Source organism: Citrobacter sp. wls714 (genome assembly GCF_005281025.1).
GTDB classification, from domain to species: domain Bacteria; phylum Pseudomonadota; class Gammaproteobacteria; order Enterobacterales; family Enterobacteriaceae; genus Citrobacter; species Citrobacter werkmanii.
On record NZ_SZWZ01000063.1, the window covers coordinates 108,764 to 131,407 of the forward strand.

20 protein-coding genes and 1 pseudogene are annotated in these 22,644 nt (G+C 54.3%); 9 read left to right on the forward strand and 12 right to left on the reverse strand.

The window, feature by feature from the left end; genetic code table 11:
• Positions 1-59: 59 nt before the first annotated feature.
• The 6 genes from menD (at position 60) to pmrD (ending at position 6,087) form a co-directional block, all read left to right on the forward strand.
• Complete coding sequence (gene menD, locus FDX11_RS12940; protein ID WP_042307111.1) at positions 60-1,730, forward strand: 2-succinyl-5-enolpyruvyl-6-hydroxy-3-cyclohexene-1-carboxylic-acid synthase; 1,671 nt, start codon at positions 60-62, stop codon at positions 1,728-1,730.
• Positions 1,727-2,485: a 2-succinyl-6-hydroxy-2,4-cyclohexadiene-1-carboxylate synthase gene (gene menH / locus FDX11_RS12945; RefSeq protein ID WP_137360953.1), complete on the forward strand. Its 759-nt coding sequence runs from the start codon at positions 1,727-1,729 to the stop codon at positions 2,483-2,485. The genes menD and menH overlap by 4 nt, the downstream gene beginning before the upstream one ends.
• A gap of 14 nt (positions 2,486-2,499) precedes the next feature.
• Positions 2,500-3,357 (forward strand): 1,4-dihydroxy-2-naphthoyl-CoA synthase, encoded by an 858-nt coding sequence (menB, locus tag FDX11_RS12950; RefSeq protein ID WP_038642278.1) that lies wholly within the window; start codon positions 2,500-2,502, stop codon positions 3,355-3,357.
• On the forward strand, positions 3,357-4,319 hold the full coding sequence (gene menC, locus FDX11_RS12955; RefSeq protein ID WP_042307116.1) for an o-succinylbenzoate synthase: 963 nt from the start codon (positions 3,357-3,359) through the stop codon (positions 4,317-4,319). The genes menB and menC overlap by 1 nt, the downstream gene beginning before the upstream one ends.
• Complete coding sequence (gene menE / locus FDX11_RS12960) at positions 4,316-5,728, forward strand: o-succinylbenzoate--CoA ligase (protein WP_137398025.1); 1,413 nt, start codon at positions 4,316-4,318, stop codon at positions 5,726-5,728. The genes menC and menE overlap by 4 nt, the downstream gene beginning before the upstream one ends.
• A 95-nt stretch (positions 5,729-5,823) precedes the next feature.
• The gene (gene pmrD / locus FDX11_RS12965) at positions 5,824-6,087 is read left to right on the forward strand and encodes a signal transduction protein PmrD (RefSeq protein WP_042307121.1); all 264 of its coding nucleotides are present in this window, start codon (positions 5,824-5,826) and stop codon (positions 6,085-6,087) included.
• Positions 6,088-6,089: 2 nt separating this feature from the next.
• Here the strand turns inward: pmrD and arnF are convergent, their stop codons facing one another.
• The 8 genes from arnF to nudI all read right to left on the reverse strand — a co-directional run bounded on the left by arnF (position 6,090) and on the right by nudI (position 14,181).
• Positions 6,090-6,476, reverse strand: a complete 387-nt coding sequence (gene arnF / locus FDX11_RS12970) for a 4-amino-4-deoxy-L-arabinose-phosphoundecaprenol flippase subunit ArnF (protein ID WP_137398026.1) — start codon at positions 6,474-6,476, stop codon at positions 6,090-6,092.
• The gene (gene arnE / locus FDX11_RS12975) at positions 6,476-6,811 is read right to left on the reverse strand and encodes a 4-amino-4-deoxy-L-arabinose-phosphoundecaprenol flippase subunit ArnE (RefSeq protein WP_042307126.1); all 336 of its coding nucleotides are present in this window, start codon (positions 6,809-6,811) and stop codon (positions 6,476-6,478) included. The genes arnF and arnE overlap by 1 nt, the downstream gene beginning before the upstream one ends.
• Positions 6,808-8,463 carry a lipid IV(A) 4-amino-4-deoxy-L-arabinosyltransferase gene (arnT, locus tag FDX11_RS12980; RefSeq protein WP_137398027.1) on the reverse strand — a complete coding sequence of 552 codons (1,656 nt, stop codon included), beginning with the start codon at positions 8,461-8,463 and terminating at the stop codon, positions 6,808-6,810. The genes arnE and arnT overlap by 4 nt, the downstream gene beginning before the upstream one ends.
• A complete protein-coding gene (arnD, locus tag FDX11_RS12985; RefSeq protein ID WP_042307130.1) occupies positions 8,460-9,362 on the reverse strand; it encodes a 4-deoxy-4-formamido-L-arabinose-phosphoundecaprenol deformylase in 903 nt (300 codons plus the stop codon). The genes arnT and arnD overlap by 4 nt, the downstream gene beginning before the upstream one ends.
• On the reverse strand, positions 9,359-11,341 hold the full coding sequence (arnA, locus tag FDX11_RS12990; RefSeq protein WP_042307132.1) for a bifunctional UDP-4-amino-4-deoxy-L-arabinose formyltransferase/UDP-glucuronic acid oxidase ArnA: 1,983 nt from the start codon (positions 11,339-11,341) through the stop codon (positions 9,359-9,361). The genes arnD and arnA overlap by 4 nt, the downstream gene beginning before the upstream one ends.
• Positions 11,338-12,321 (reverse strand): undecaprenyl-phosphate 4-deoxy-4-formamido-L-arabinose transferase, encoded by a 984-nt coding sequence (arnC, locus tag FDX11_RS12995; RefSeq protein ID WP_042307134.1) that lies wholly within the window; start codon positions 12,319-12,321, stop codon positions 11,338-11,340. Before arnC ends, arnA begins: the two co-directional genes overlap by 4 nt.
• Before the next feature lie 2 nt (positions 12,322-12,323).
• Positions 12,324-13,463 (reverse strand): UDP-4-amino-4-deoxy-L-arabinose aminotransferase, encoded by a 1,140-nt coding sequence (gene arnB, locus FDX11_RS13000; RefSeq protein WP_042307136.1) that lies wholly within the window; start codon positions 13,461-13,463, stop codon positions 12,324-12,326.
• A 292-nt stretch (positions 13,464-13,755) separates the two neighbouring features.
• On the reverse strand, positions 13,756-14,181 hold the full coding sequence (nudI, locus tag FDX11_RS13005) for a nucleoside triphosphatase NudI (protein ID WP_042307139.1): 426 nt from the start codon (positions 14,179-14,181) through the stop codon (positions 13,756-13,758).
• A 317-nt stretch (positions 14,182-14,498) separates the two neighbouring features.
• Between nudI and FDX11_RS13010 the strand changes: the two genes are divergently transcribed.
• Positions 14,499-15,041 carry a YfaZ family outer membrane protein gene (locus FDX11_RS13010; RefSeq protein ID WP_038642254.1) on the forward strand — a complete coding sequence of 181 codons (543 nt, stop codon included), beginning with the start codon at positions 14,499-14,501 and terminating at the stop codon, positions 15,039-15,041.
• A gap of 79 nt (positions 15,042-15,120) precedes the next feature.
• Positions 15,121-16,317, forward strand: a complete 1,197-nt coding sequence (locus tag FDX11_RS13015) for a nicotinamide mononucleotide deamidase-related protein YfaY (RefSeq protein WP_042307141.1) — start codon at positions 15,121-15,123, stop codon at positions 16,315-16,317.
• Between the two features lie 38 nt (positions 16,318-16,355).
• Here FDX11_RS13015 and FDX11_RS13020 read toward each other — a convergent pair.
• The 4 genes and pseudogenes from FDX11_RS13020 to glpA all read right to left on the reverse strand — a co-directional run.
• Positions 16,356-16,733: pseudogene (locus FDX11_RS13020) on the reverse strand (ISNCY family transposase); the annotation flags it as partial.
• Positions 16,734-16,950: 217 nt separating this feature from the next.
• Positions 16,951-18,141: an anaerobic glycerol-3-phosphate dehydrogenase subunit GlpC gene (gene glpC, locus FDX11_RS13025; protein WP_137398029.1), complete on the reverse strand. Its 1,191-nt coding sequence runs from the start codon at positions 18,139-18,141 to the stop codon at positions 16,951-16,953.
• Positions 18,138-19,397, reverse strand: coding sequence for a glycerol-3-phosphate dehydrogenase subunit GlpB (glpB, locus tag FDX11_RS13030; RefSeq protein WP_137371498.1), 1,260 nt, complete (start codon positions 19,395-19,397; stop codon positions 18,138-18,140). The genes glpC and glpB overlap by 4 nt, the downstream gene beginning before the upstream one ends.
• Positions 19,387-21,015 (reverse strand): anaerobic glycerol-3-phosphate dehydrogenase subunit A, encoded by a 1,629-nt coding sequence (gene glpA, locus FDX11_RS13035; protein WP_061382105.1) that lies wholly within the window; start codon positions 21,013-21,015, stop codon positions 19,387-19,389. The genes glpB and glpA overlap by 11 nt, the downstream gene beginning before the upstream one ends.
• Positions 21,016-21,285: 270 nt before the next feature.
• Here glpA and glpT point away from each other — a divergent pair, with 270 nt between their 5' ends.
• Positions 21,286-22,644 carry a glycerol-3-phosphate transporter gene (gene glpT, locus FDX11_RS13040; protein ID WP_042307146.1) on the forward strand — a complete coding sequence of 453 codons (1,359 nt, stop codon included), beginning with the start codon at positions 21,286-21,288 and terminating at the stop codon, positions 22,642-22,644.

Here is a 22,644-nt window from a genome sequence, read left to right on the forward strand (position 1 = left end):
CAAAAATCCATTTATTCGATTCTTTATACTGTGTCGCAATATTGATACCGGACAATCTCATGTCAGTAAGCGCATTTAACCGACGCTGGGCGGCGGTCATACTGGAAGCACTCACTCGCCACGGCGTCAGGCATATCTGCATTGCCCCTGGCTCTCGTTCTACACCGTTGACGCTGGCAGCCGCGGAAAATCCTGCTTTCATCCACCATACCCATTTTGATGAGCGTGGTCTTGGGCATCTGGCCTTAGGTCTGGCAAAAGTGAGTCGCCAGCCTGTCGCCGTGATTGTCACGTCCGGTACGGCGGTGGCGAACCTGTATCCCGCATTGATTGAAGCGGGCCTGACCGGTGAAAAACTGATTTTACTCACGGCTGACCGACCGCCAGAACTTATCGACTGTGGCGCTAATCAGGCGATTCGTCAGGCCGGCATGTTTGCTTCTCATCCGTCGCAAACGCTCTCCTTACCGCGTCCAACTCAGGACATTCCGGCAAGCTGGCTGGTGTCCACCATTGATAATGCCCTGGCCGCGCTGCATAGCGGAGCGGTTCATATTAATTGTCCGTTTGCCGAACCGCTGTATGGCGACATGGACGAAACGGGGATCGCCTGGCAGCAGCGCCTCGGCGACTGGTGGCAGGATGATAAACCCTGGCTACGTGAAGCGCGTCGGCTGGAAAGCGACAAACAACGTGACTGGTTTTTCTGGCGACAAAAGCGCGGCGTAGTCATTGCAGGCCGTATGAGCGCGGAAGAGGGCAAGAAAGTTGCGCAATGGGCGCAGATGCTTGGCTGGCCGCTGATTGGCGATGTGTTGTCGCAAACCGGACAACCCCTGCCGTGTGCTGACCTGTGGTTGGGGAATGCGAAGGCGGTGACTGAGTTACAGCAGGCGCAGATAGTGGTGCAGCTTGGCAGTAGCCTGACCGGAAAACGACTCCTGCAATGGCAGGCCAGTTGCGATCCGCAGGAATACTGGATTGTCGATAATATCGAAGGTCGCCTCGATCCGGCGCATCATCGTGGACGCAGGCTGGTGGCGAAGGTTGGTGACTGGCTGGATCTGCATCCGGCGGAAAAACGCCAACCCTGGTGCGTGGAAATCCCGCGCCTGGCGCAACTGGCATGGCAGGCGGTGGAAGCCCGTCGCAACGTGTTTGGTGAAGCGCAATTAGCCCATCGTATTCACGAATATCTGCCCGAACAAGGGCAACTGTTCGTGGGTAACAGTCTGGTGGTGCGCCTGATTGATGCACTGTCGCAGCTTCCGGCTGGTTTCCCGGTCTATAGCAACCGTGGCGCGAGCGGCATTGACGGTCTGCTGTCAACGGCGGCGGGCGTACAGCGCGCCAGCGCAAAATCAACGTTGGCTATCGTCGGCGATTTATCTGCACTGTATGATCTCAATGCGCTGGCGTTATTGCGTCAGGTTTCCGCGCCGTTTGTCCTGATAGTGGTCAATAATAACGGTGGGCAGATATTTTCCCTGCTACCGACGCCGGCAAGTGAACGTGAACGGTTCTATCTGATGCCGCAGAACGTGCACTTTGAGCATGCCGCAGCCATGTTTAACCTTAAATATCAGCGCCCAGAAAACTGGGAGCAACTGGAGAACGCGTTGACAAATGCCTGGCGTACTCCTGCGGCAACGGTTATTGAGCTGGTGGTGAACGAAACTGACGGGGCGCAAACCCTGCAGCAACTGCTGGCGCAGGTAAGCCATCTATGATCCTGCATGCCCAGGCGACCGTAAGCCAGAGTGGATCACCCTGGCTGGTTTTCCTGCACGGTTTCTCCGGCGACTGTCGGGAATGGCACACGGTCGGCGAAGCGTTTCAGGATTATTCGCGGCTATATATCGACCTGCCGGGACACGGCGGTTCCGCCGAGATTAAGGTGAGCGGGTTCAATGATGTCTGTGCGTTATTGCGTAACACCTTGCTTAGTTACAACATACTTAGCTACTGGCTGGTGGGATACTCTCTTGGCGGCAGAGTCGCGATGATGGCGGCCTGTCAGGAGATGCCCGGACTTTGCGGTCTGGTCGTTGAAGGTGGTCATCCTGGCTTGCAAAGCGAGGAGGCACGCGTTCAACGTCGTCTTTCAGATGGCCGCTGGGCCGCGCGTTTTCGCGCTGAGCCGCTGCGTGAGGTATTTAATGACTGGTATCAACAGCCAGTATTTTCCTCGCTGAATGCGGCGCAAAGAGAGGCGCTGGTCGATCTGCGTAGCCAGAATAACGGGCATACGCTGGCGGCGATGCTGGAGGCCACCTCGCTTGCCGTACAACCTGATTTACGTGCGCAACTCACTGCGCGCACATTTCCGTTTTATTATTTATGTGGTGAACGTGACGATAAATTCCGCGCGCTGGCGACGGAAATGTCAGTACCAAACCATGTGATTCGTAATGCCGGACACAACGCGCATCGGGACAACCCCGCTGGCGTGGTGGACTGTCTGGCTCAGATTCTACGTCGCTGACTATAGGACACTTTATGATCTATCCTGATGAAACAATGCTTTACGCACCGGTAGAATGGCACGATTGCTCTGCAGGCTATACCGACATTCTCTACGAGAAATCCACCGACGGTATCGCCAAAATCACCATTAATCGTCCACAGGTACGCAATGCTTTCCGTCCTGTTACCGTAAAAGAGATGATCCAGGCGCTGGCGGATGCCCGCTATGACGACAACATCGGTGTGATCATTCTGACCGGTGCGGGTGACAAAGCGTTTTGCTCAGGCGGCGATCAGAAAGTGCGTGGCGATTACGGCGGATACCAGGATGACTCCGGTGTGCATCACCTGAACGTGCTGGACTTCCAGCGTCAGATTCGTACCTGTCCGAAACCGGTCGTGGCGATGGTAGCAGGGTACTCCATCGGCGGCGGCCACGTGCTGCACATGATGTGTGACCTGACCATTGCGGCGGAAAACGCCATCTTTGGTCAGACCGGCCCGAAAGTGGGTTCCTTCGACGGTGGTTGGGGTGCCTCTTACATGGCCCGTATCGTGGGTCAGAAAAAAGCGCGTGAAATCTGGTTCCTGTGCCGTCAGTACGATGCGCAGCAGGCGCTGGACATGGGCCTGGTCAACACCGTGGTTCCGCTGGCGGATCTGGAGAAAGAGACCGTACGCTGGTGCCGTGAGATGCTGCAAAACAGCCCGATGGCGCTGCGTTGCCTGAAAGCGGCACTGAACGCCGACTGCGATGGACAGGCAGGTCTGCAAGAACTGGCCGGTAACGCCACCATGCTGTTCTACATGACGGAAGAAGGTCAGGAAGGTCGTAACGCCTTTAACCAGAAACGTCAGCCTGACTTCAGCAAATTCAAACGGAATCCGTAATGCGTAGCGCGCAGGTATACCGCTGGCAGATCCCCATGGACGCGGGGGTGATTCTGCGCGACAGGCGGTTAAAAACGCGTGACGGGTTGTATGTTTGTCTGCGTGACGGCGAGCATGAAGGGTGGGGAGAGATCTCCCCGCTGCCGGGCTTCAGTCAGGAAAGCTGGGAAGAGGCGCAAACCGAGCTGCTGTCCTGGGTGCAAGGCTGGCTGCAAGGGGATGATTCTTTACCACAGCTGCCTTCTGTCGCTTTTGGCGCAAGCTGTGCGCTGGCCGAACTGGCTGACGCTCTGCCGGAGGCTGCAGACTATCGTGCTGCGCCTCTGTGTACGGGCGATCCTGACGATTTGGTGCTGCAACTGGCGGATATGCCGGGCGAAAAAGTTGCCAAGATCAAGGTTGGGCTGTATGAAGCGGTTCGTGACGGAATGGTAGCCAATCTGCTGCTCGAGGCGATTCCGGAGCTGCATCTGCGACTCGACGCCAACCGCGCCTGGACGCCGTTGAAAGCCCAACAGTTCGCGAAATACGTCAATCCAGAGTATCGCGGACGCATTGCCTTCCTTGAAGAACCATGTAAAACGCGCGATGACTCACGCGCATTCGCACGTGAAACCGGCATCGCTATCGCCTGGGACGAAAGTCTGCGCGAAGCGGATTTCACCTTTGAAGCCGAAGAGGGCGTCAAGGCTGTGGTTATCAAACCTACTCTGACCGGTAGTCTCGACAAAGTGCGTGAACAGGTTGCGGCGGCGCATGCGCTTGGTCTCACCGCCGTTATCAGTTCATCTATTGAGTCGAGTCTTGGCTTAACCCAACTGGCGAGAATTGCCGCCTGGCTGACGCCGCAGACCATTCCGGGTCTGGACACGCTGAGTCTGATGCAGTGCCAGCAGGTACGCACCTGGCCGGGTAGCGCGTTGCCGTGTATTGCCGTTGATGCGCTGGAACGCCTGCTATGACCTCATGGGAAATGCCCGCGAGCGCAAGCTTAGCGGGCACTGACTGGCCCTGGCGCGACTGGCGGCAGGTTCGTGCGCAGGCGCCAGCGCTGCGCCTCAACGATGAAGTATTAAGCTGGAGTGAGCTCTGTACCCGCGTCGATCATCTGGCCAGCGGTTTTGCCGCTCAGGGCGTGGAAGAGGGCGATGGCGTCCTGCTCCGCGCATGGAATCATCCGCGTTCTTTACTGACCTGGCTGGCATTGCTGCAATGTGGGGCGCGGGTTTTACCTGTGAACCCACAGTTGCCTCAATCGCTGCTTGATGTGCTGGTCCCGGACTTAACGCTACGTTTTGCCCTGGATCTGGAGGCCGCTAACGCGTTTCCCGGGCTGGAACCGTTGCAGATGCAGGCGCTGCCAGGCGCACATGCCGCCGCGTGGTCGCCTCAGCGCTTGAGCACAATGACGTTAACCTCAGGTTCCACCGGATTGCCGAAAGCGGCGGTTCACACCTGTCAGGCACATCTGGCAAGCGCGCAGGGCGTGCTGTCATTAATGCCGTTTGGCGCTGAAGATGACTGGCTGCTTTCATTGCCGCTGTTTCATGTTTCCGGCCAGGGTATTTTATGGCGCTGGTTGTTTGCCGGGGCGCGAATGACCGTGCGCGACAAGCAGCCGCTGGAGCAAATGCTGGTCGGCTGCACCCATGCCTCGTTGGTCCCCACACAGTTGTGGCGCTTGTTGGTCAATAAAACGCCGGTCACGCTCAAAGCGGTGCTGCTGGGCGGCGCAGCTATTCCTGTTGAGTTGACGGAGCAGGCGTACGAGCAGGGGATTCGCTGCTGGTGCGGTTATGGACTGACGGAATTCGCTTCCACCGTCTGCGCGAAAGAAGCGGATGGTCTGGCTGATGTCGGTTCAGCCTTAGCGGGCAGAGAAGTCAGAATCGTGGATGACGAAGTCTGGCTGCGTGCGGCCAGCATGGCGCAAGGTTACTGGCGTAACGGACAGCTTATTCCTTTAGTGAACGCGGAAGGGTGGTTTGCTACCCGCGATCGTGGGGTGTTAAAGGACGGCAAGTTAACCATTATCGGTCGCATGGACAATCTGTTTTTTAGCGGTGGGGAAGGCATACAGCCAGAAGAAGTGGAACGCGTGATTGCAGCGCATCCGCAGGTTCTGCAGGCCTTTATTGTCCCGTTAGAAGATAAAGAGTTTGGTCATCGTCCGGTGGCGGTCGTTGAGTATGACACCAACGCTGGCGATGCCAATCTTGCAGAGTGGGTTAAAGATAAGCTGGCCCGTTTTCAGCAACCGGTATGTTGGCTGACGTTGCCACCTGAACTGAAAGCCGGAGGGATTAAAATCTCTCGTCGCGCGTTGGCGGATTGGGTAAGTGCTTCATTATTAACATTAAGAAAATATTAATTACATTTCTCATTTTTGCCATTCCGTCGCTATTGTCGTTTTGTTTATCAGCTAAAGTGTAACCTGATGTGAAATTCATTAACAAAAGGTGCGCTATGGAATGGCATGTGAAGAAGTCTTGCTGTCACAAGAAAGCGGGGAGGCTCTATATCGTACTTTGCGATAGCGGTGGTTCGCTTAAGATGCTTGCTGAGGCGCAATCTTCCGAACGGGTTAAGCCCGGGGATCTCCTTTCACCGCTGAAAGACGCACAGTATTGTGTTAATCGTGATGCATCCCGTGTGATTAAAATAATCGATGCCAGACAGTACATTTGTGACGAATGGGAGCGCCTGTTACGACTGTCGGCAGATAAATGAGCTCAGCGCCGGTGCTTGTCAGCAGGCAGAAAAATCGTCATTAAACCCGCCATGATGCACAGTACCCCAACCAGCGCCTTCACTGAAAATGTTCCCTGCCAGCCGGGCAGAATCATTGATGCGACCCAAACCAGAACATAGCTGAGGCTGAGCAGGGCATAAGCCTTGCTCAGGGCGAGCTGGTGCAGGGCCTTATGCCAGCAAATTACCGACAGTAAATATCCCGCCAGCCCACTAAAAAGAGCCAATGCGCCAGCGTTGAGGGCGAATATGGCGGATAGAAATTTCAACGGTTGCAGCATCGGCGGCAGGTTATCCATCGCAAAGCCGAGACTCAGTTGGGCAGCCGAGGTGATAATAACGCTACATAATCCCCAAAAAATGCCCATTACACCGCGCTCCCAAGAATGAATATGCCGGCGATTATCAGCCCCACACCCAGCCAGTGGCGCGTTGCGACCGGTTCGCGCCAGATTTTCCAGGCGGCCAGCGTCACCCAGACAAAATTCAGGCTCAGCATGGGATAGGCGATGCCAACAGGGATATTCTGCAACACCACCAGCCAGAGCAGCATAGCCAGGCCGAGGCTTGCCAGGGCCAGCCCAATCCATTGCGTAATATGGCGTTTTCGCCTGCCTGAAGGTACCGGACGCGTTGCTTGCTTCTGGCATAACTGTCCGCATACGCTGAGCAGGCTGGCGAAAATTAATACTATCCAGATCATTTCGGCCGATACTGAATCAGGACCAGACGCCCCTGATTATCGATATAATCAGCGGGAGGAATGGCTAGTTGATTAATATCTTCATTCTTATCAATCGAGAGCACGAGGGTAATATTTCCTTGCTGACGGTGTTGGGCTAACCAGTCGACAAAGTCCGTCCGACTGACAAAGCGCCCTTGGGCATCCGGATAGCTGAGGCCGTATTTCAACTCGCCTGTTTGTCCGTATAGCATGATGTCGTCACGCTTCAGGCTCCAGGCCAGCCCCGCAGCGACGCCAACGCTGTCGGTGAGAATATAGCGGCTGGATTCCAGCGACTCTTTGGTCATCTCGACAAAAAACTGCGGTTGTTTAGATTCCATGACCCGATCGGGAATGGAGAAGCCAAACAACAGCGCCAGTCCTAATGGGCAAAACGCGGCAAATTGCCAGTTCTTCTCGCGGTTATTTAACGTATACCAGCCAAAGAGCGTCCAGATGAGAAAAATACCCCATGCACAAAAAACCTTATAGGTTTCGATATGCGACCAGATAGGCATTTTCAACGGTCCCAGCGTGGAAACAATAAACGTGGCGATAATGCCTACCACACCAAACAGAACGTTGATCCAGCCATTCACACGCAGCGCGGCTGAACCTTTTTGCGCAGCCTGCAGGCCAAAACGCGCCGTTAATATCGCCAGCGGCGCGAAGCAGGAAAGAATATAGGTCGGCAGTTTTCCTTTTGCGATGCTGAAAAACAGGATCGGCATGATAATCCAGCTTAGCAGGTATAGTGTGCTGCGCGGAACATCTCGTTCCCGCCAGCCCGTACGCAGTGCGCCGGGAAGCAGCCCGAGCCACGGTAACGCGCCAGCCAAAAGCACGGGAATGTAGTACCAGACAGGGGCCTTATGTTGGGCATCATCCTGGGCGAAGCGTTGAATGTGTTCGACCCAGAAAAAGTAATGCCAGAAGTCCGGCTCACGCTGAGCAATCGCTACTCCCCAAGGCAGCACAATCACGACGCAGCCGACGACTGCCAGCAGGCCGTAGACGATCAGGTCTTTCCAGCGTTTTTGCACGAAAACCCACGGCAGTACGCTGAGCACAGGAACAGCAAGCGCCAGGAAACCCTTGGTCATTACGCCCATGCCGCAGGTTAGCCCTAACAGCAGAAAGGCAACGATTTTGCGTGTACTGGTAGTGGCCAGCATCCCCTCCCAAAAGCAGCACATGCCCGCCATCAGCCAGAGTGCGATCATAGGATCGAGTACCGCGTAGGTACCGATGCTATAGACCGAAAAAAAGGTTAAAAAGATAACTGAAGAGAGTACGGCGGTACGCTTATCCTGCCACATCCGCATGGCAAGCCAGGCTACCAGTAGCGCAGTCAGCAAGGTGGCAAAAATCGCCCCCGCTCTGACGCCAAAATTATTGGCGCCAAACAGCCATTGCCCGATGCTGTTCAACCAGTATCCGGCAATCGGTTTTTCAAAATAACGCAGCCCTAAAAAGTGCGGAACGATCCAGTCGCCAGAGGTCAGCATCTCCCGACTGATTTCGGCATAGCGCGTTTCATCAGGCTGCCACAGCAGACGACTATTAATAGGTAAAATAAAATACAGCGCGATAAAAGCGATAAATGCCAGGGCGTTACGTACCGATTTCATTGTGTCATATCCACGGGTTGCTGACAGCCGAGCCATCCCTCTCTGCCGGGAATTTTCCCACGCACGATCCGCCCGGTTGGCAGCGTACTGATATCGTCCGGTAGCAGATCCCCGAGCGGGCAAAACGTAATCCCCATGTCGGCAGCACGAGTGAGCAGTTCGTCAAAATTCTGCTGAAAGGCAATACCTTCCACTTCTGCATGAATGGTGTACACCGGTGTCTCTCTGCTCATCTGGATGTGGGAGAGAATATAAGCGTTAAAGTCCACCGCCTGAACCTCCTGACCCACCACTTCATCCCATGTGGGTAATGTGACAGGAATTTGCGGCGTACCTGTTTTCCCGGATGCCAGCACAGGACGGAATAACGACGTTCCCCGACAGTCGCTGTTATAGCGCAGATGGAACGTTTCTTTGGCATGGACGACGCGGTCGTCGGCACGCCATCCGGCAACGGCGGAGCAGGTAACGGGCTGATTGATGATAGCTTCAAGGGCGGTAATGCCACGTGAAATATCATCAATTAGCTCTTTGTCATTCCAGTTTCCGCTTCGCGCCTGCCAGGCATGGTGATCCCAGGCATGCAAACCGGTTTCATGAAGCAGGGCGGTTTGCGCAATAATTGCCGCATTGGCCTGGCCGATCTCTTTTCCCGGCCATGCTGTACCCGCCAGCAAAATATCCCACCCGTAGAGCGATGCTGCGTTTGAGCGCAGCATCTTCCACAGAAATTGTGGCTTCACCAGACGCCAGAGATGGCGTCCCATGTTGTCAGGTCCCACGCTAAAGAAAAAACTTGCCCGAACGTTATGTCGGTTCAATGTCTCCAGCAGGCGGGGCACGCCTTCGCGTGTCCCCCTGAATGTGTCGACATCAATGCGCAAGCCAACTTTGGTCATGATGTGTGTTCCGTGATATCCACACTGCGTAAGAAGAAGTCCAGCGTCTCTTCTACCGTTTCCTGCATCTCAATGGTGGGTTCCCAGTTCAGGCAACGTTTTGCGTTGCGAATATTGGGCTTACGGTGCTCAACGTCCTGATAACCTTTACCATAGTAGGTGCTGCTTTCGACGTCGCGGAAACCGGCAAACGGCGGAAAATGCTGACGTAATGGATGTTTTTCAAAGCAGGTTAGCAGCATTTCTGCCAGTTCCTGAATACTCGCTTCGTTTTCCGGGTTACCGATGTTGATAATCTCGCCGTCACAGCGTCCGCCTTCATTTTCAATAATGCGGTACAGGGCTTCGATACCATCGCGAATATCGGTAAAACAGCGCTTTTGCTTGCCGCCTTCAATCAGCTTAATCGGTGAGCCTTCCACCAGATTGAGAATCAATTGGGTGATGGCGCGTGAGCTGCCGATACGCGCGGCGTTAAGACTGTCCAGACGCGGTCCCATCCAGTTAAACGGACGGAACAGGGTGAAGCGCAACCCCTCTTTTTCGCCGTATGCCCAGATTACGCGGTCCAGCAACTGCTTGGAAACGGAGTAGATCCAACGTGGTTTATTCACCGGGCCGACGATCAGATTCGAGCTGTCCTCATCGAAGACTTTATCGGTACACATGCCGTAGACTTCGGAGGTTGACGGGAAAATGATGCGCTTACGGTACTTCACGCAGTAGCGAATGATTTTCAGGTTCTCTTCAAAATCGAGTTCAAACACGCGCAGTGGGTTGCGGGTATATTCGATTGGCGTTGCGATCGCCACCAGCGGCAATACGACGTCGCATTTTTTCACATGATATTCAATCCATTCGGAGTGAATGCTAATGTCGCCTTCGACGAAATGGAAACGCGGATGTTGCAGGAAACGCCCAATTGCGTCGCTGCCAATATCGAGTCCATATACTTCGTAATTGTCTTCTTGCAGCAGGCGCTCGGTCAGGTGGTTACCAATGAAGCCGTTAACGCCAAGGATCAGCACGCGAGTACGACGTTTGCTGGTGGTAACTGACTGGCTGTTCAGACGAGAACCGGGTACCAGGCCCAGAACCTGCGCCAGCTGTGAGCCTTGCATCGCAATACCATCGCCAGCTTGTCCGGTAATAATCTCCAGTGCGCCATCGGCACAGGCGATCAGCAAAGGCGACACGGAGATGACGGTGCCCGGTTGGGCTGCAAGGTCATTTGTGCAAACACGCGACGACCAGACGGTGAACTTTTGCGTGCCAACATAGCTAAATGCACCCGGCCACGGATCGCTGACGGCGCGGACCTGGTTATGCAGCTCCGCGGTGGGTTTGTTCCAGTCCAGGAAGCTATCTTCCGGCGTGCGGCGGCCAAAACAGGTAGCCTCTGCTTCCTGTTGCGGGCGTTCTGCATAATCGCCCGTTTTAATCGCGGGCAGCGCTTGTTCCAGCAGCTGACGCGCAGCCTGGCACAATTTATGGTGCAGCGTTAACGCCACATCATCCGAAGAGATAGCGACAGACTGCTGGGCGATAATAGCGCCAGCGTCTGCACGTTTGACCATGCGATGAAGCGTGACGCCGGTTTCGGTTTCGCCATTGACCAATACCCAGTTCAGCGGCGCGCGGCCGCGGTATTTTGGCAGCAGCGAGCCGTGCAGATTAAATGCCCCCTTAGGCGCAAGACTGAGGATCTCCTCACTCAGTAAATGGCGATAGTAGAACGAGAAGATAACATCGGGTGCCAGTTGGCTAATGCGCTCGATCCACAAAGGATGATTAACCTCGTCCGGGGCGTAAACCGGAATACCGGCGCTGGCGGCGAGGCGGGAAACAGAGCCAAAAAACGCTTTTTCACCCGGGTTGTCGGTGTGCGTAAAAATTGCGGCGATTTCATAACCTGCATCCAACAAGGCCTGGACACCCTGACATCCCATATCGTGATAGGCAAATACGACGGCTTTCATGCGCGGTTTTCCTCGGTTGACTGCGTGGTTTGTGGGCGGATAACGTGTTGAACAAAATAGCGGGGGCGGGCGCGGACATCGTTATAGATGCGACCGATATATTCGCCGAGTAAACCCATGCCAATGAACTGTGCGCCGATAAAGGTAAACAGGACGGCAAACAGCATGAATACCCCTTCCGCGGCCCACTGCGGGCCGAGCGTCAGGCGTAACACAACAAGCAGAACGGACAGCGTAAAGCCCGTGGCGGCAATCACGCTGCCGAGCAGGCTCAACATACGTAACGGCGTGGTGGTCAGACAGGTCACCAGGTCATACATCAGGTTGATCAGACGCATGAAGCTGTATTTAGAGTCACCAAATTCACGCTCTGCATGGTGCACCGGGATCTCCGTGGCGCGACGGGCAAAAATGTTGGCCAGAATCGGAATAAAGGTGCTGCGTTCCTGGCAATGCAGCATGGCATCGACAATATGGCGACGATAGGCGCGTAGCATGCAGCCGTAGTCGCCCATCGCTTTACCGGTAGTGCGCTGAATCAGGTGGTTGATCATACGCGAGGCGGTTTTACGAAATACGCTGTCCTGTCGGTTCTGGCGTACCGTTCCGACCACATCGAAACCTTCATCTGCGGTGGCAACCAGCCGGGGGATCTCTTCCGGCGGGTTTTGCAAATCGGCATCCAGCGTGATGATCAAGTCACCGGTGACATGGCTGAAACCGGCCATAATTGCCGAGTGCTGGCCGTAATTGCGGTTCAGCAGAATAGAAACGATATGGCTGTTCGGCGCCTGTGAAGCGTCCATCATCAGTTGCGCGGAACGGTCGCTGCTGCCGTCATCGATCAGCAAGATTTCATAATCTTTGCCCAATTTTTCGCAGGCGGCGCTGGTGCGTCTGATTAATTCTGGCAGGCTTTCCTGTTCGTTAAAAACAGGAATGACCACTGAGACTTTCTTGATCGGTGTGGCTTCAAACATAGTTATTGTCCTGCAATCTCGCGAAGCGCCGTAATGACCCGCTGGGTGTCGGTGGCGGTCATATCGGGGAACAATGGCAGCGAGCAGATGCGTGCGCTATTCCATTCTGTATTTGGCAGCGAAAGCGTGGTGAAGCGTTCGCGGTAATATTTTTGCGTATGGGCTGCACGAAAATGCAGACCGGTGCCGATATTTCTGGCCTTCAGCGCTTCCATTAAGGCATCTCTGTTCAGGCCGCAGCGCGCTTCGTCAACACGAATGATAAACAGGTGCCAGGCGTGAACGTGGGACCACTGGGGCAGGCTCAACGGTTGAAATGGCGTATCGGCCAGCGCCTGTTGATATTCCTGGGCAATTTGTGCGCGGCGCGAGTTCAGTTGTTCCAGCTTCTTCAGCTGTACCAGCGCGATGGCGGCATTGATATCTGTGAGGTTGTATTTGTATCCTGGCGCCAACACTTCGGCCTGCGGCGCACGGCCGTAGGTTTGTCGATCGAAAGCATCAACGCCCAGGCCGTGAAACTTCAGACTGCGAAGCCGCTGGGCAAGCTGGCCGTCATCGGTAACAATCAGCCCACCCTCCGCACAGGTGATATTTTTGATGGCATGAAACGAGAAAATAGCGGTGCCGCGCGCGCCAACATGACGACCCTTATATAACGTCCCTACGGCGTGCGCCGCATCTTCGATGATCGGAATGCCATAGCGTTCGCCAATGGCATAAATCGCGTCAAGGTCAGCAGGGGCGCCAGCGTAATGTACCGGAATAATCGCTTTGGTTCGTGGCGTGATGGCCGCTTCAATCTGCTCCGGTGTGACCATGAGCGTATCGCGATCAACATCGACCATGATTGGTGTGGCACCCAGCAGGACAATCATATTGAGGGTAGAAACCCACGTCATCGATGGCGTGATGACCTCATCGCCCGCACCGATGCCCAGCGCCATCAGCGTGATGTGCATTCCAGCAGTGGCGGAGCAGACGGCAACGGCATGCTTATTTCCCGTGAGCTGGCAGAAGGCTTCTTCCAACTGTTGATTTTGCGGGCCGGTGGTTATCCAGCCAGAATCCAGAACCGCCTTCACTGCGGCAAGCTCTTCAGCTCCCATAGCCGGGCGAGAGAAAGGCAAAAAGTCAGACATCATTATTCCTTCAAGCCATTTAACGCACCGACGTTTTATTTTTAGCGATAAACAGGGGCGTCGTTAATTATTTATCAGGCTTCAAAGGTTAATGACTGAAGGTTAATTTATCCTTAAGAGTTTAAGGTTCGAGATATAAAGGAAAATAACGGTGTTTTTAATTTATTGTTTTGAAATCAAATGAATTTTACAGAAATTGCGTGGCGTAAACGGCATTGCTGTTTACCGTAGACAGGTCAATGCAATGCCGCAATTCAGAGGGTTTATTTTATGCCACTATTAGAATGATAACTTAGAGTAATCCTTTCAGGGTTAACGTCTTACGCGTGGCGACATTTAAGTCGTACGTGCCAAGATCTTCCGGTTTAACCCAGGCGAACGCCTGAAACTCTTCGTTAATGTTCACTTCACGATTCTCCGCGACACAATCAAAGATAAGATAGATCATGTAAATCTCTTCCTGGCTGCCATCGGCATAGGTTTTGGTGCGAATATCATCACTGAAGGTCCATGGGGTAATTTCTGATAACACGAGCTGTTCGCCCAGTTCTTCCCTCACTTCCCGACGCAATGCTTCTTCGATGCGTTCGCCCGCTTCAACACCGCCGCCAGAAAGCGCCCACTGGCCGGGGAACACGCCACGGTCATCAGCCATTTTGCACAGTAAATAACAGCCATTATTTTGTATTAATGGACAAACAATCGTTCTTTGGCGCATAAGTCGGATCCTTGTAGGGGAATACTGAGAATTCCATCGTGTGCCCATCTTACCTTTTGCTGGCGGCAGAAAAAACGCTTCCGTGACGATTAACCCTTCTTTAACTGAGGAGAAAGGGATGTTTGTTGAAAACGAGGGGTAGCTACGTTCGATTCTGCAATTAGCCGCAGAATTTAACCTTAACTCAAACTTGCAAGTAGTATTTGGTTACAATATGCCATTGCATCGCTTTTTTAGCTCATTGATTCCTTGTCATCTGGCAGTACAATTCCTCAGTTTTGGGGCTATGTTTTGATTCTTGCTGGAAAGGATAGAAAATGAAAAAAAGTTTAATGTTGGGTTTTGCCGGAATGCTGTTTGTTTCCGCGTCGGCGAGCGCAATTAGCATTAGTGGCCAGGCGGGCGAAGATTACACCAACCTTGGGTTTGGTATGGGAACTGAGTCTACCGGACTGGCGGTCAGCGGTAACTGGATGCATAACGATGACGACGGCGATGCAGCCGGTCTGGGACTGGGTCTGAATATTCCGCTTGGTCCGTTGCTGGCAACCGTTGGAGGAAAAGGTATTTATACTAATCCTAATGATGGTGATGAAGGCTACGCGGCGGCAGTTGGTGGCGGTCTGCAGTGGCCGATTGGCGATAGCTTCCGCCTGTTTGGTGAGTACTATTACTCTCCTGATTCGCTTTCCAGCGGTATCGACAGTTATGAAGAAGCCAATGCCGGTGCGCGTCTGACAATTATGCGCCCGCTGAGCATTGAAGCCGGTTATCGCTACCTGAACCTGGCGGGTAAAGATGGCAACCGCGATAACGCGATTGCTGATGGTCCGTACGTTGGGGTTAACGCCAGCTTCTGATATTTCTGGCGCGGCGTTCAGTCGCGCCTTCCCCTCTCCATGCGCTATAGTGTTTTCATCATAAAAGCAGGAGAACACGATGTTAAACGTGGAGATGCTATCCACCGGGGATGAAGTGTTGCACGGACAAATCGTCGACACCAATGCCGCCTGGCTGGCTGATTTTTTCTTTAATCAGGGATTACCGTTAACCCGCCGCAATACGGTAGGGGACAATCTTGACGATTTGGTCGCTATTCTACGTGAACGTAGCGAACACGCCGATGTGCTGATCGTTAATGGCGGTCTGGGGCCAACCAGCGATGATTTAAGCGCGCAGGCGGCGGCAACGGCGAAAGGCGAAGGGCTGGTACTGCATGAAGCATGGCTGGCCGAGATGGAGCGTTATTTCCGCGACCGTGGCCGCGTGATGGCGCCGAGCAACCGAAAACAGGCTGAGCTTCCTGCCAGCGCCGAATTTATCAATAATCCTGTCGGCACCGCGTGCGGATTCGCAGTGAAGCTAAACCGTTGCCTGATGTTCTTTACGCCTGGCGTGCCATCGGAATTTAAAGTCATGGTTGAGCATGAGATTCTGCCGCGTTTGCGTGAGCGTTTTTCTCTGCCTCAACCACCTCTCTGCCTGCGATTAACCACCTTTGGCCGTTCTGAAAGTGACCTGGCGCAGAGTCTGGATCCGCTGCCTTTGCCGCCGGGAGTAACAATGGGCTACCGCTCGTCGATGCCGATTATTGAGCTGAAGCTAACCGGGCCGGATTCCCAACGAGACGCCATGCTGGCGCTGTGGCCTGAGGTGAAGCGGGTTGCCGGGCAGAATATGATTTTCGAAGGTACGGAAGGTTTGCCTGCGCAAATCGCCCGCACGTTGCAGGAGCGGCAATACAGTCTGACGCTGAGCGAACAGTTCACCGGTGGCTTGGTGGCGCTACAGCTTTCGCGTGCAAATGCTCCTTTGTTGGCAAGTGAAGTGGTTCCTCCCCAGGAAGAAACGCTGGCGCAAACGGCGCACTGGATTACCGAGCGACGCGGCAAACACTATGCCGGGCTGGCGCTGGCAGTATCGGCATTCGAAAGCGAACATATTAACTTTGCGCTGGCAACCCCGGATGGGACACATGCCTTACGCGTAAGGCTTAGCGCTAATCGCTACAGTTTGCCGATTCGTCAGGAAGTTTGCGCGATGATGGCGCTGAATATGCTGCGTCGTTGGCTAAACGGCCAGGATATTGCCAGCGAACACGGCTGGATTGAAGTGGTTGAATCGCTGACGATTTAAGCATTGATTGGGAAGGCTACAAACCTTCCCAACCTGACTCACTCTGTAACATCGCCAGGCAATAGCCCGGTAATTAACTGAACCAAATTATGATCAATTCCATTTTCCAGCATCATGCGAGCGATACGTAAGGCTTCTTCTTGCGTACCTTTTTGCACTCCCTGTTCTAATCCTTGCTGTATCCCTTCTTGTAGGCCATGGTGGTGGCCTTCTTGTCTTAGCCTCTCTGCGATCGTCATCAACCTCTCCTTGTGATGGGGGGAACGTTCGGCAACCTCATGGATAAATGCGCTGACATGAGAAACATTGCCGTATCGTAGCAGGTAATTAAATAGCGTTTGCAGCTGGCTGTCATTAGCAGTGCTTGTAACTAAAAGCGAGACCAGCCGGTCCACCAGCCCCATCAAATCACGCTGCATCATGCGGTGTAGAGGTGGTTGATTTATCCATGGTAGTCCGTCACCTGAAGGGGAAGTTGGCATGACGGTACCTACTTTTAACAAGGGCTGCATGGGAGGATTTGGCTATTTGCGCGGGTGAATCAGAGATAAATACGGCCGATTGCAACGTATTCAATTAAGCGGAACAGAGTACGCAAAAATGCCCGGTAACAAACGCCACCGGGCAACAGAGTTAACCCAATGCTTTGGCAAGCAGGGTGATCGGATGTTCACAGCGAAGGCTTGTAGACATCTCTATCTGCCATTTACAGGTTTCACAGTCGGTGACAACGATATCGGCACCGCTTTCTTCAATCTGGCGGAATAACGGTGCGCCAATCGATTGTGATGTCGGGTAGTTTTCCTTTTTAAAGCCGTATGTCCCGGCGATTCCGCAACACTGAGAATCTAACACCGTCAGCTCCAGTCCCGGAATTTGGCGCAGCAGCTCCAGCGTGTAGAGCGTCCAGCCCATTTTCTCCATATGGCAAGGCGTGTGATAGACCACTTTCAGCGGCAGCGTCTTCAGCGGCAACGTTTTGCCTTCATCCAGCTTGCGCCACAGCCAGCGGGTCGCCAGCTCAATATGTTCGCGCAGGCCCGTGTTGTCGACGTCCAGCACTTCCGGGTACTCATCGCGGAGTGCAAAGGTACAGGTTGATGAGGTGGCGATCACCGGAATGCCTTTCCCGTCAATCGCTTCCCTGAGCGAGGCCACGTTGCTCACCGCCTGCTTGCGGGCTTTATCGGTAAAGCCGTTGGCGATCAGCGGTACGCCGCAGCATTTTTCTTTGCTCAGCAGTTGTACGCCGGTTCCCATGGCGTTCAGGACCTTGATCAGGTCTTTGCCGAGTTGCGGATGGTTGTAATTAACAAAACAGCCGTGGAAAAAGGCGACCTGCTCCGGATACTGTGCCTGCTGGGCAGCAACGCTGCGATACCAGCGGCGGAACGTACCAAAGGAGTATTTCGGCAGCGTACGGCGATGGTCGATTTTCAGCGCGTAGTCCAGCAACTGGCGTACCGGTTTCAGCGAGGTGGCGGTATTCACTATCGGCGCGAACGGGGTGGATACACTTCCCATTAAATCCGTATGGCTTAAAACAAAATTACGCAGCGATGGACGCGTAGTGTCATATTTGGCGCGCGCACGCTGGATGATATCGCCAATTTTCACATCTGACGGACACGCCACTTCGCAGCGCTTACAGTTGATGCAGTATTTCAGTGCGTCGTCGTATAACGCACCATCTTTCAGGCGCAGACGCGCGCCGTCCGGTCCGGCCTGTTTTGGACCAGGGTAGCCCGGATTGACGCGGCTTACCGGGCAGGCGGTGGTGCACACCGTGCATTTGATACAACTTTCAAAACGTGTGTCGCTCATTGCTGTCCTCCTGCACGTTTCGCAATGTCATGTGCGGCGTGTAAGGCACTGACTGCGCATACGCCGCCTCCGCAACCCTCGGCAATAGGGTCGAAACCACCGAGAACAGAACCGATGGCATACATATTTTCTACCGTTTTACCCGCCAGTGACGGGCGCAGCGTAGCGTCGGTTGTGACGCCAAACTTTTGCCACGGTTGCGGATCGAAGACGTCGCGTTGATACCACTCGGCGCGGGTGGCTGTTTGCTGTACATCCAGCCCGAGGATCGGTTCGTGGATGGCCTCTCTCGTGGCGATCAGTCCGCTGCTGAAAAAGCTGCCGCTGGCGAGCACGGCGAAGCGTGGACGCAACGGGATATCGGCATGGTTACGGGTCCAGATTTCACTGACTACGCCGTCCTGACAGGTGATTTTCTTCACTTCATCACCCGGCATCCAGACGCCGCCCTGGCGCACAAACTGGCGTTGTAATTTGTTGTGCAGACGCATACCCAGTACTGAAGGCGGTAGAGTTGGTAGCAACGTTAACGAGCAGGGAAGGCGCTCGTTAAGCCAGTGCCAGAGGCGCTCATCCACCAGGCCGAAACAGGCTGGCATAATGATCATGTCGCAGGTTTTTGCCTGTGGCAGTAAAGCATCATAGAGCAGCGACCATTTATCTTCGTTGTCCAGCAGGCGCGCAATATTGACGGCGCGAAACTCGGTCGGGTTGTCACGCAGGACATCCAGCTCGGGCAGATCGATTTCGGCTGTCTCGACGCTGAGATTACGCTGGCGCAGTGAGGCCGCGGCGAGATGCGCCTGAAAATCCAGTAAACCGCTGATACCGACAACGCAGATACGCTGTGCGGACAGTGGCCACACCGGAACTTCTGGGGAACTTAACCAGGTTGAGCGCAGAGTTCCCAACGGGGTTACGCGTTGATGTGACTGGCGTACCTTGCCCTGCAAATGCGTTCCGCATTCATCCAGTAGATCCTGCGCCTGCTGGGCCAGCTCCAGGACGTTCTGTGTTCCGATGGTGCTATACGGATGCGTGGGCGCCTGAGTACGCAGCGCATTCAGACCTGCTTCTATCTCTACCACCGGTTGACCATCGGGTAAGTTGCTGAGCAAATCCAGTGAGCCGGAGGAAAAATGCAAGGCGCTTTGGCCGCGCGTGACAATCGTACAGCGCAACCCGCTTTTTTGCAGCTGCAGGCCGCACAGCAGTCCGGCCAGGCCGCCGCCGATAATGACGGTATCAAATTTCATCCTGGTGCTCCTTTTCCAGACCGCACAATCCCTGATAGACCCAGCGCGTGAATTCGCTTTCGCGCAGCGCATCTCCCCAGGCGATAGGCTGCACGCCTTTCCAGCGCTCATTGAGGAAATCGGAAAGCTGGGTGATAGATTGCGCAGCAGTGGTGACATTAAAACGTTGCAGTAAACCTGCGGCGCGGCAGGCGCACAATTCGCCCTGGCAGGTCCCCATACCAACGCGGGTACGGCGACGTAAATCGAGCAGGCTGTTGACGGTTAAATTCTCGACGGCGTATTGCACTTCGCCCGCGGTGACCGCTTCACATTCACAGACCAGGCTACGGTGCTGACGACCTTCGCTAAGCCACGCCGGGGTGCGATCGCCGTGACGGTAGACCGCCGAACCGCGCAACGGCGCAGGCAATGAAATTACGCGTTTCAGCGTGTGCTCGGTGGATTCCTGCGAGCCTGGCAGCGCGGTGTCTGCCGTGGTGCAAGGTTGAGAATTGCCCAGCTTGCGGCAAACGGCATCGGTGGCCCATTCCGCCATCAGACGGTAGGTCATCAGCTTACCGCCGGTAATGGTGATAAACCCATCCAGTCCGTCACGTTCAGCGTGATCGAACAGCACAATACCGCGGCTGACGTTACGACCGCTTGGATCGTCGTCGCTGGCGACCAGCGGTCGCACACCTGAGTAGGCACGTAAAATGCGTGTTTTCGCCATAATCGGCGCCAGTTTCTCGCCTTCGCGCAGCAGAATATCGACCTCTTCTGCGGTGACGCGGTTGCTGTCAATATCGTCGTAATCAATGTGCTGCGAGGTGGTACCAATGAGCGAAATGGTATCACCAGGCACCAGAATATCGGCGTCAGAAGGTTTACGGCAGCGATTAATGACATGCTGGTTTATACGATGATCCATAATCAGCAGCGAACCTTTGGCCGGGAACATCCGGATACTCAGATCGGCATATTCTGCAATGCGCTGGCCCCAGATCCCGGCGGCATTCACCACCACCGGCGCATGCAGGGACTGCATCTCACCCGTCAGATGATTGCGCACGTTAACGCCGCAAACCGTTGCCCCTTCGCGAATCAGCCCCGTCACTTCATGGGCCGTTAAGATAACCGCGCCATGCTCACGCGCATCCAGCATGTTGGCGGCGGTTAAGCGGAAGGGATCGACCGTACCGTCCGGCACTTTAACTGCGCCAATCAACTGTGGGTTGACGGAAGGTTCGATAATGCGCGCCTGCTTAGGGTCAATCGCTTCTGCGCGAATACCGGCCTCTTCACAGGCGCGAATAAAGGTAGCCTGGAAGGAGAGCTCATCCTCCGGCAGGGTAATAAACAGACCGTCCGTCGGCTCAACGCAATGACGGGCGATACGTTTCAGAATTTGGTTTTCGCTGATGCACTCACGGGCAGATTCAGCGTCGGTGACGGCGTAGCGCGCACCGCTATGCAGCAGGCCGTGGTTACGTCCGGTCGCGCCCGTGGCGATATCGTGGCGTTCCACTAAGATGACGCGCAACCCGCGCAGCGCACAGTCGCGTGCGATCCCTGCACCTGTTGCTCCTCCACCAATGATAATCACGTCACTTGTTTGCGAGTCGCGAGTTTTCATTGTTTTTCCTCACAGTTCGTTTTTTATCATTTAGCCACATAAAAAACATGGATTGTTTGATTTCGCGCATAATCGCTCATTATTCGAAAATGAAACGTGATTCCGTGCGCCTTTATGAACATTTGTCATAAATCTGTAACAATATGTGCTGCGTTTCACATTTTTGTTAGGTATCTTTCCTTAACATCGCGGCCACACTGGAAGCGGTAGGGTAGTAATGACGAACTGCAGTGTTTACTTCGAATGAAAGACGGCCACGGAGGCTACACTATGTTGAGTATTTTTAAACCAGCGCCACATAAGGCGCGTTTGCCTGCTACGGAGATCGATCCGACATATCGTCGATTGCGTTGGCAGATTTTCCTGGGGATTTTCTTTGGTTATGCCGCGTACTATCTGGTACGTAAGAACTTCGCCCTGGCGATGCCATATCTGGTTGAGCAGGGTTTCTCTCGCGGCGATCTGGGTTTTGCCTTATCTGGTATCTCCATCGCTTACGGATTTTCGAAATTCATCATGGGGTCCGTTTCGGATCGCTCGAATCCGCGCGTTTTCCTGCCAGCAGGTTTGATTCTGGCTGCCGCAGTGATGTTGTTTATGGGCTTTGTGCCGTGGGCGACATCGAGCATTGCGATTATGTTTGTGCTGCTGTTCCTCTGCGGATGGTTCCAGGGGATGGGGTGGCCGCCGTGTGGCCGTACCATGGTGCACTGGTGGTCGCAGAAAGAACGTGGCGGTATTGTTTCCGTCTGGAACTGTGCGCACAACGTGGGCGGCGGTCTGCCTCCTCTGCTGTTCCTGCTCGGTATGGCCTGGTTCAATGACTGGAAAGCGGCGCTGTATATGCCTGCTTTCGGTGCGATTGTGGTTGCGCTGTTCGCCTTTGCGATGATGCGTGATACGCCGCAGTCCTGCGGCCTGCCGCCTATCGAAGAGTATAAGAACGACTATCCGGACGATTACAACGAGAAAGCGGAAGAAGAGCTGACTGCGAAGCAGATCTTCATGCAGTATGTACTGCCAAACAAACTGTTGTGGTACATCGCTATCGCTAACGTGTTTGTTTATCTGCTGCGCTACGGCATCCTGGACTGGTCACCGACCTACCTGAAAGAAGTGAAGCATTTCGCACTCGATAAATCATCCTGGGCTTACTTCCTGTATGAATACGCGGGTATTCCGGGCACGCTGCTGTGTGGTTGGATGTCGGATAAAGTCTTCCGCGGCAACCGTGGCGCGACCGGCGTGTTCTTTATGACACTGGTGACTATCGCGACCATCGTTTACTGGATGAACCCGGCAGGGAACCCGAACGTTGATATGGCTTGTATGATTATCATCGGCTTCCTGATCTACGGCCCGGTCATGTTGATTGGTCTGCACGCGCTGGAACTGGCGCCGAAAAAAGCGGCGGGCACGGCGGCAGGCTTCACCGGACTGTTCGGTTATCTCGGCGGTTCTGTGGCGGCGAGCGCCATTGTCGGCTACACCGTTGACTTCTTCGGCTGGGACGGCGGCTTTATGGTGATGATTGGCGGTAGCGTGCTGGCGGTGATTCTGCTGGTGGTCGTCATGATTGGCGAAAAACGTCATCACGAAGAAATGCTGCAGAAACGTAACGGGGGCTAA

Excerpts from the sequence above, each read along its gene's own strand:
- menD (WP_042307111.1), top strand. The coding sequence starts at position 60 with ATGTCAGTAAGCGCATTTAACCGACGCTGGGCGGCGGTCATACTGGAA.
- menH (WP_137360953.1), top strand. The coding sequence starts at position 1,727 with ATGATCCTGCATGCCCAGGCGACCGTAAGCCAGAGTGGATCACCCTGG.
- menB (WP_038642278.1), top strand. The coding sequence starts at position 2,500 with ATGATCTATCCTGATGAAACAATGCTTTACGCACCGGTAGAATGGCAC.
- menC (WP_042307116.1), top strand. The coding sequence starts at position 3,357 with ATGCGTAGCGCGCAGGTATACCGCTGGCAGATCCCCATGGACGCGGGG.
- menE (WP_137398025.1), top strand. The coding sequence starts at position 4,316 with ATGACCTCATGGGAAATGCCCGCGAGCGCAAGCTTAGCGGGCACTGAC.
- pmrD (WP_042307121.1), top strand. The coding sequence starts at position 5,824 with ATGGAATGGCATGTGAAGAAGTCTTGCTGTCACAAGAAAGCGGGGAGG.
- arnF (WP_137398026.1), bottom strand. The coding sequence starts at position 6,476 with ATGGGCATTTTTTGGGGATTATGTAGCGTTATTATCACCTCGGCTGCC.
- arnE (WP_042307126.1), bottom strand. The coding sequence starts at position 6,811 with ATGATCTGGATAGTATTAATTTTCGCCAGCCTGCTCAGCGTATGCGGA.
- arnT (WP_137398027.1), bottom strand. The coding sequence starts at position 8,463 with ATGAAATCGGTACGTAACGCCCTGGCATTTATCGCTTTTATCGCGCTG.
- arnD (WP_042307130.1), bottom strand. The coding sequence starts at position 9,362 with ATGACCAAAGTTGGCTTGCGCATTGATGTCGACACATTCAGGGGGACA.
- arnA (WP_042307132.1), bottom strand. The coding sequence starts at position 11,341 with ATGAAAGCCGTCGTATTTGCCTATCACGATATGGGATGTCAGGGTGTC.
- arnC (WP_042307134.1), bottom strand. The coding sequence starts at position 12,321 with ATGTTTGAAGCCACACCGATCAAGAAAGTCTCAGTGGTCATTCCTGTT.
- arnB (WP_042307136.1), bottom strand. The coding sequence starts at position 13,463 with ATGTCTGACTTTTTGCCTTTCTCTCGCCCGGCTATGGGAGCTGAAGAG.
- nudI (WP_042307139.1), bottom strand. The coding sequence starts at position 14,181 with ATGCGCCAAAGAACGATTGTTTGTCCATTAATACAAAATAATGGCTGT.
- FDX11_RS13010 (WP_038642254.1), top strand. The coding sequence starts at position 14,499 with ATGAAAAAAAGTTTAATGTTGGGTTTTGCCGGAATGCTGTTTGTTTCC.
- FDX11_RS13015 (WP_042307141.1), top strand. The coding sequence starts at position 15,121 with ATGTTAAACGTGGAGATGCTATCCACCGGGGATGAAGTGTTGCACGGA.
- glpC (WP_137398029.1), bottom strand. The coding sequence starts at position 18,141 with ATGAGCGACACACGTTTTGAAAGTTGTATCAAATGCACGGTGTGCACC.
- glpB (WP_137371498.1), bottom strand. The coding sequence starts at position 19,397 with ATGAAATTTGATACCGTCATTATCGGCGGCGGCCTGGCCGGACTGCTG.
- glpA (WP_061382105.1), bottom strand. The coding sequence starts at position 21,015 with ATGAAAACTCGCGACTCGCAAACAAGTGACGTGATTATCATTGGTGGA.
- glpT (WP_042307146.1), top strand. The coding sequence starts at position 21,286 with ATGTTGAGTATTTTTAAACCAGCGCCACATAAGGCGCGTTTGCCTGCT.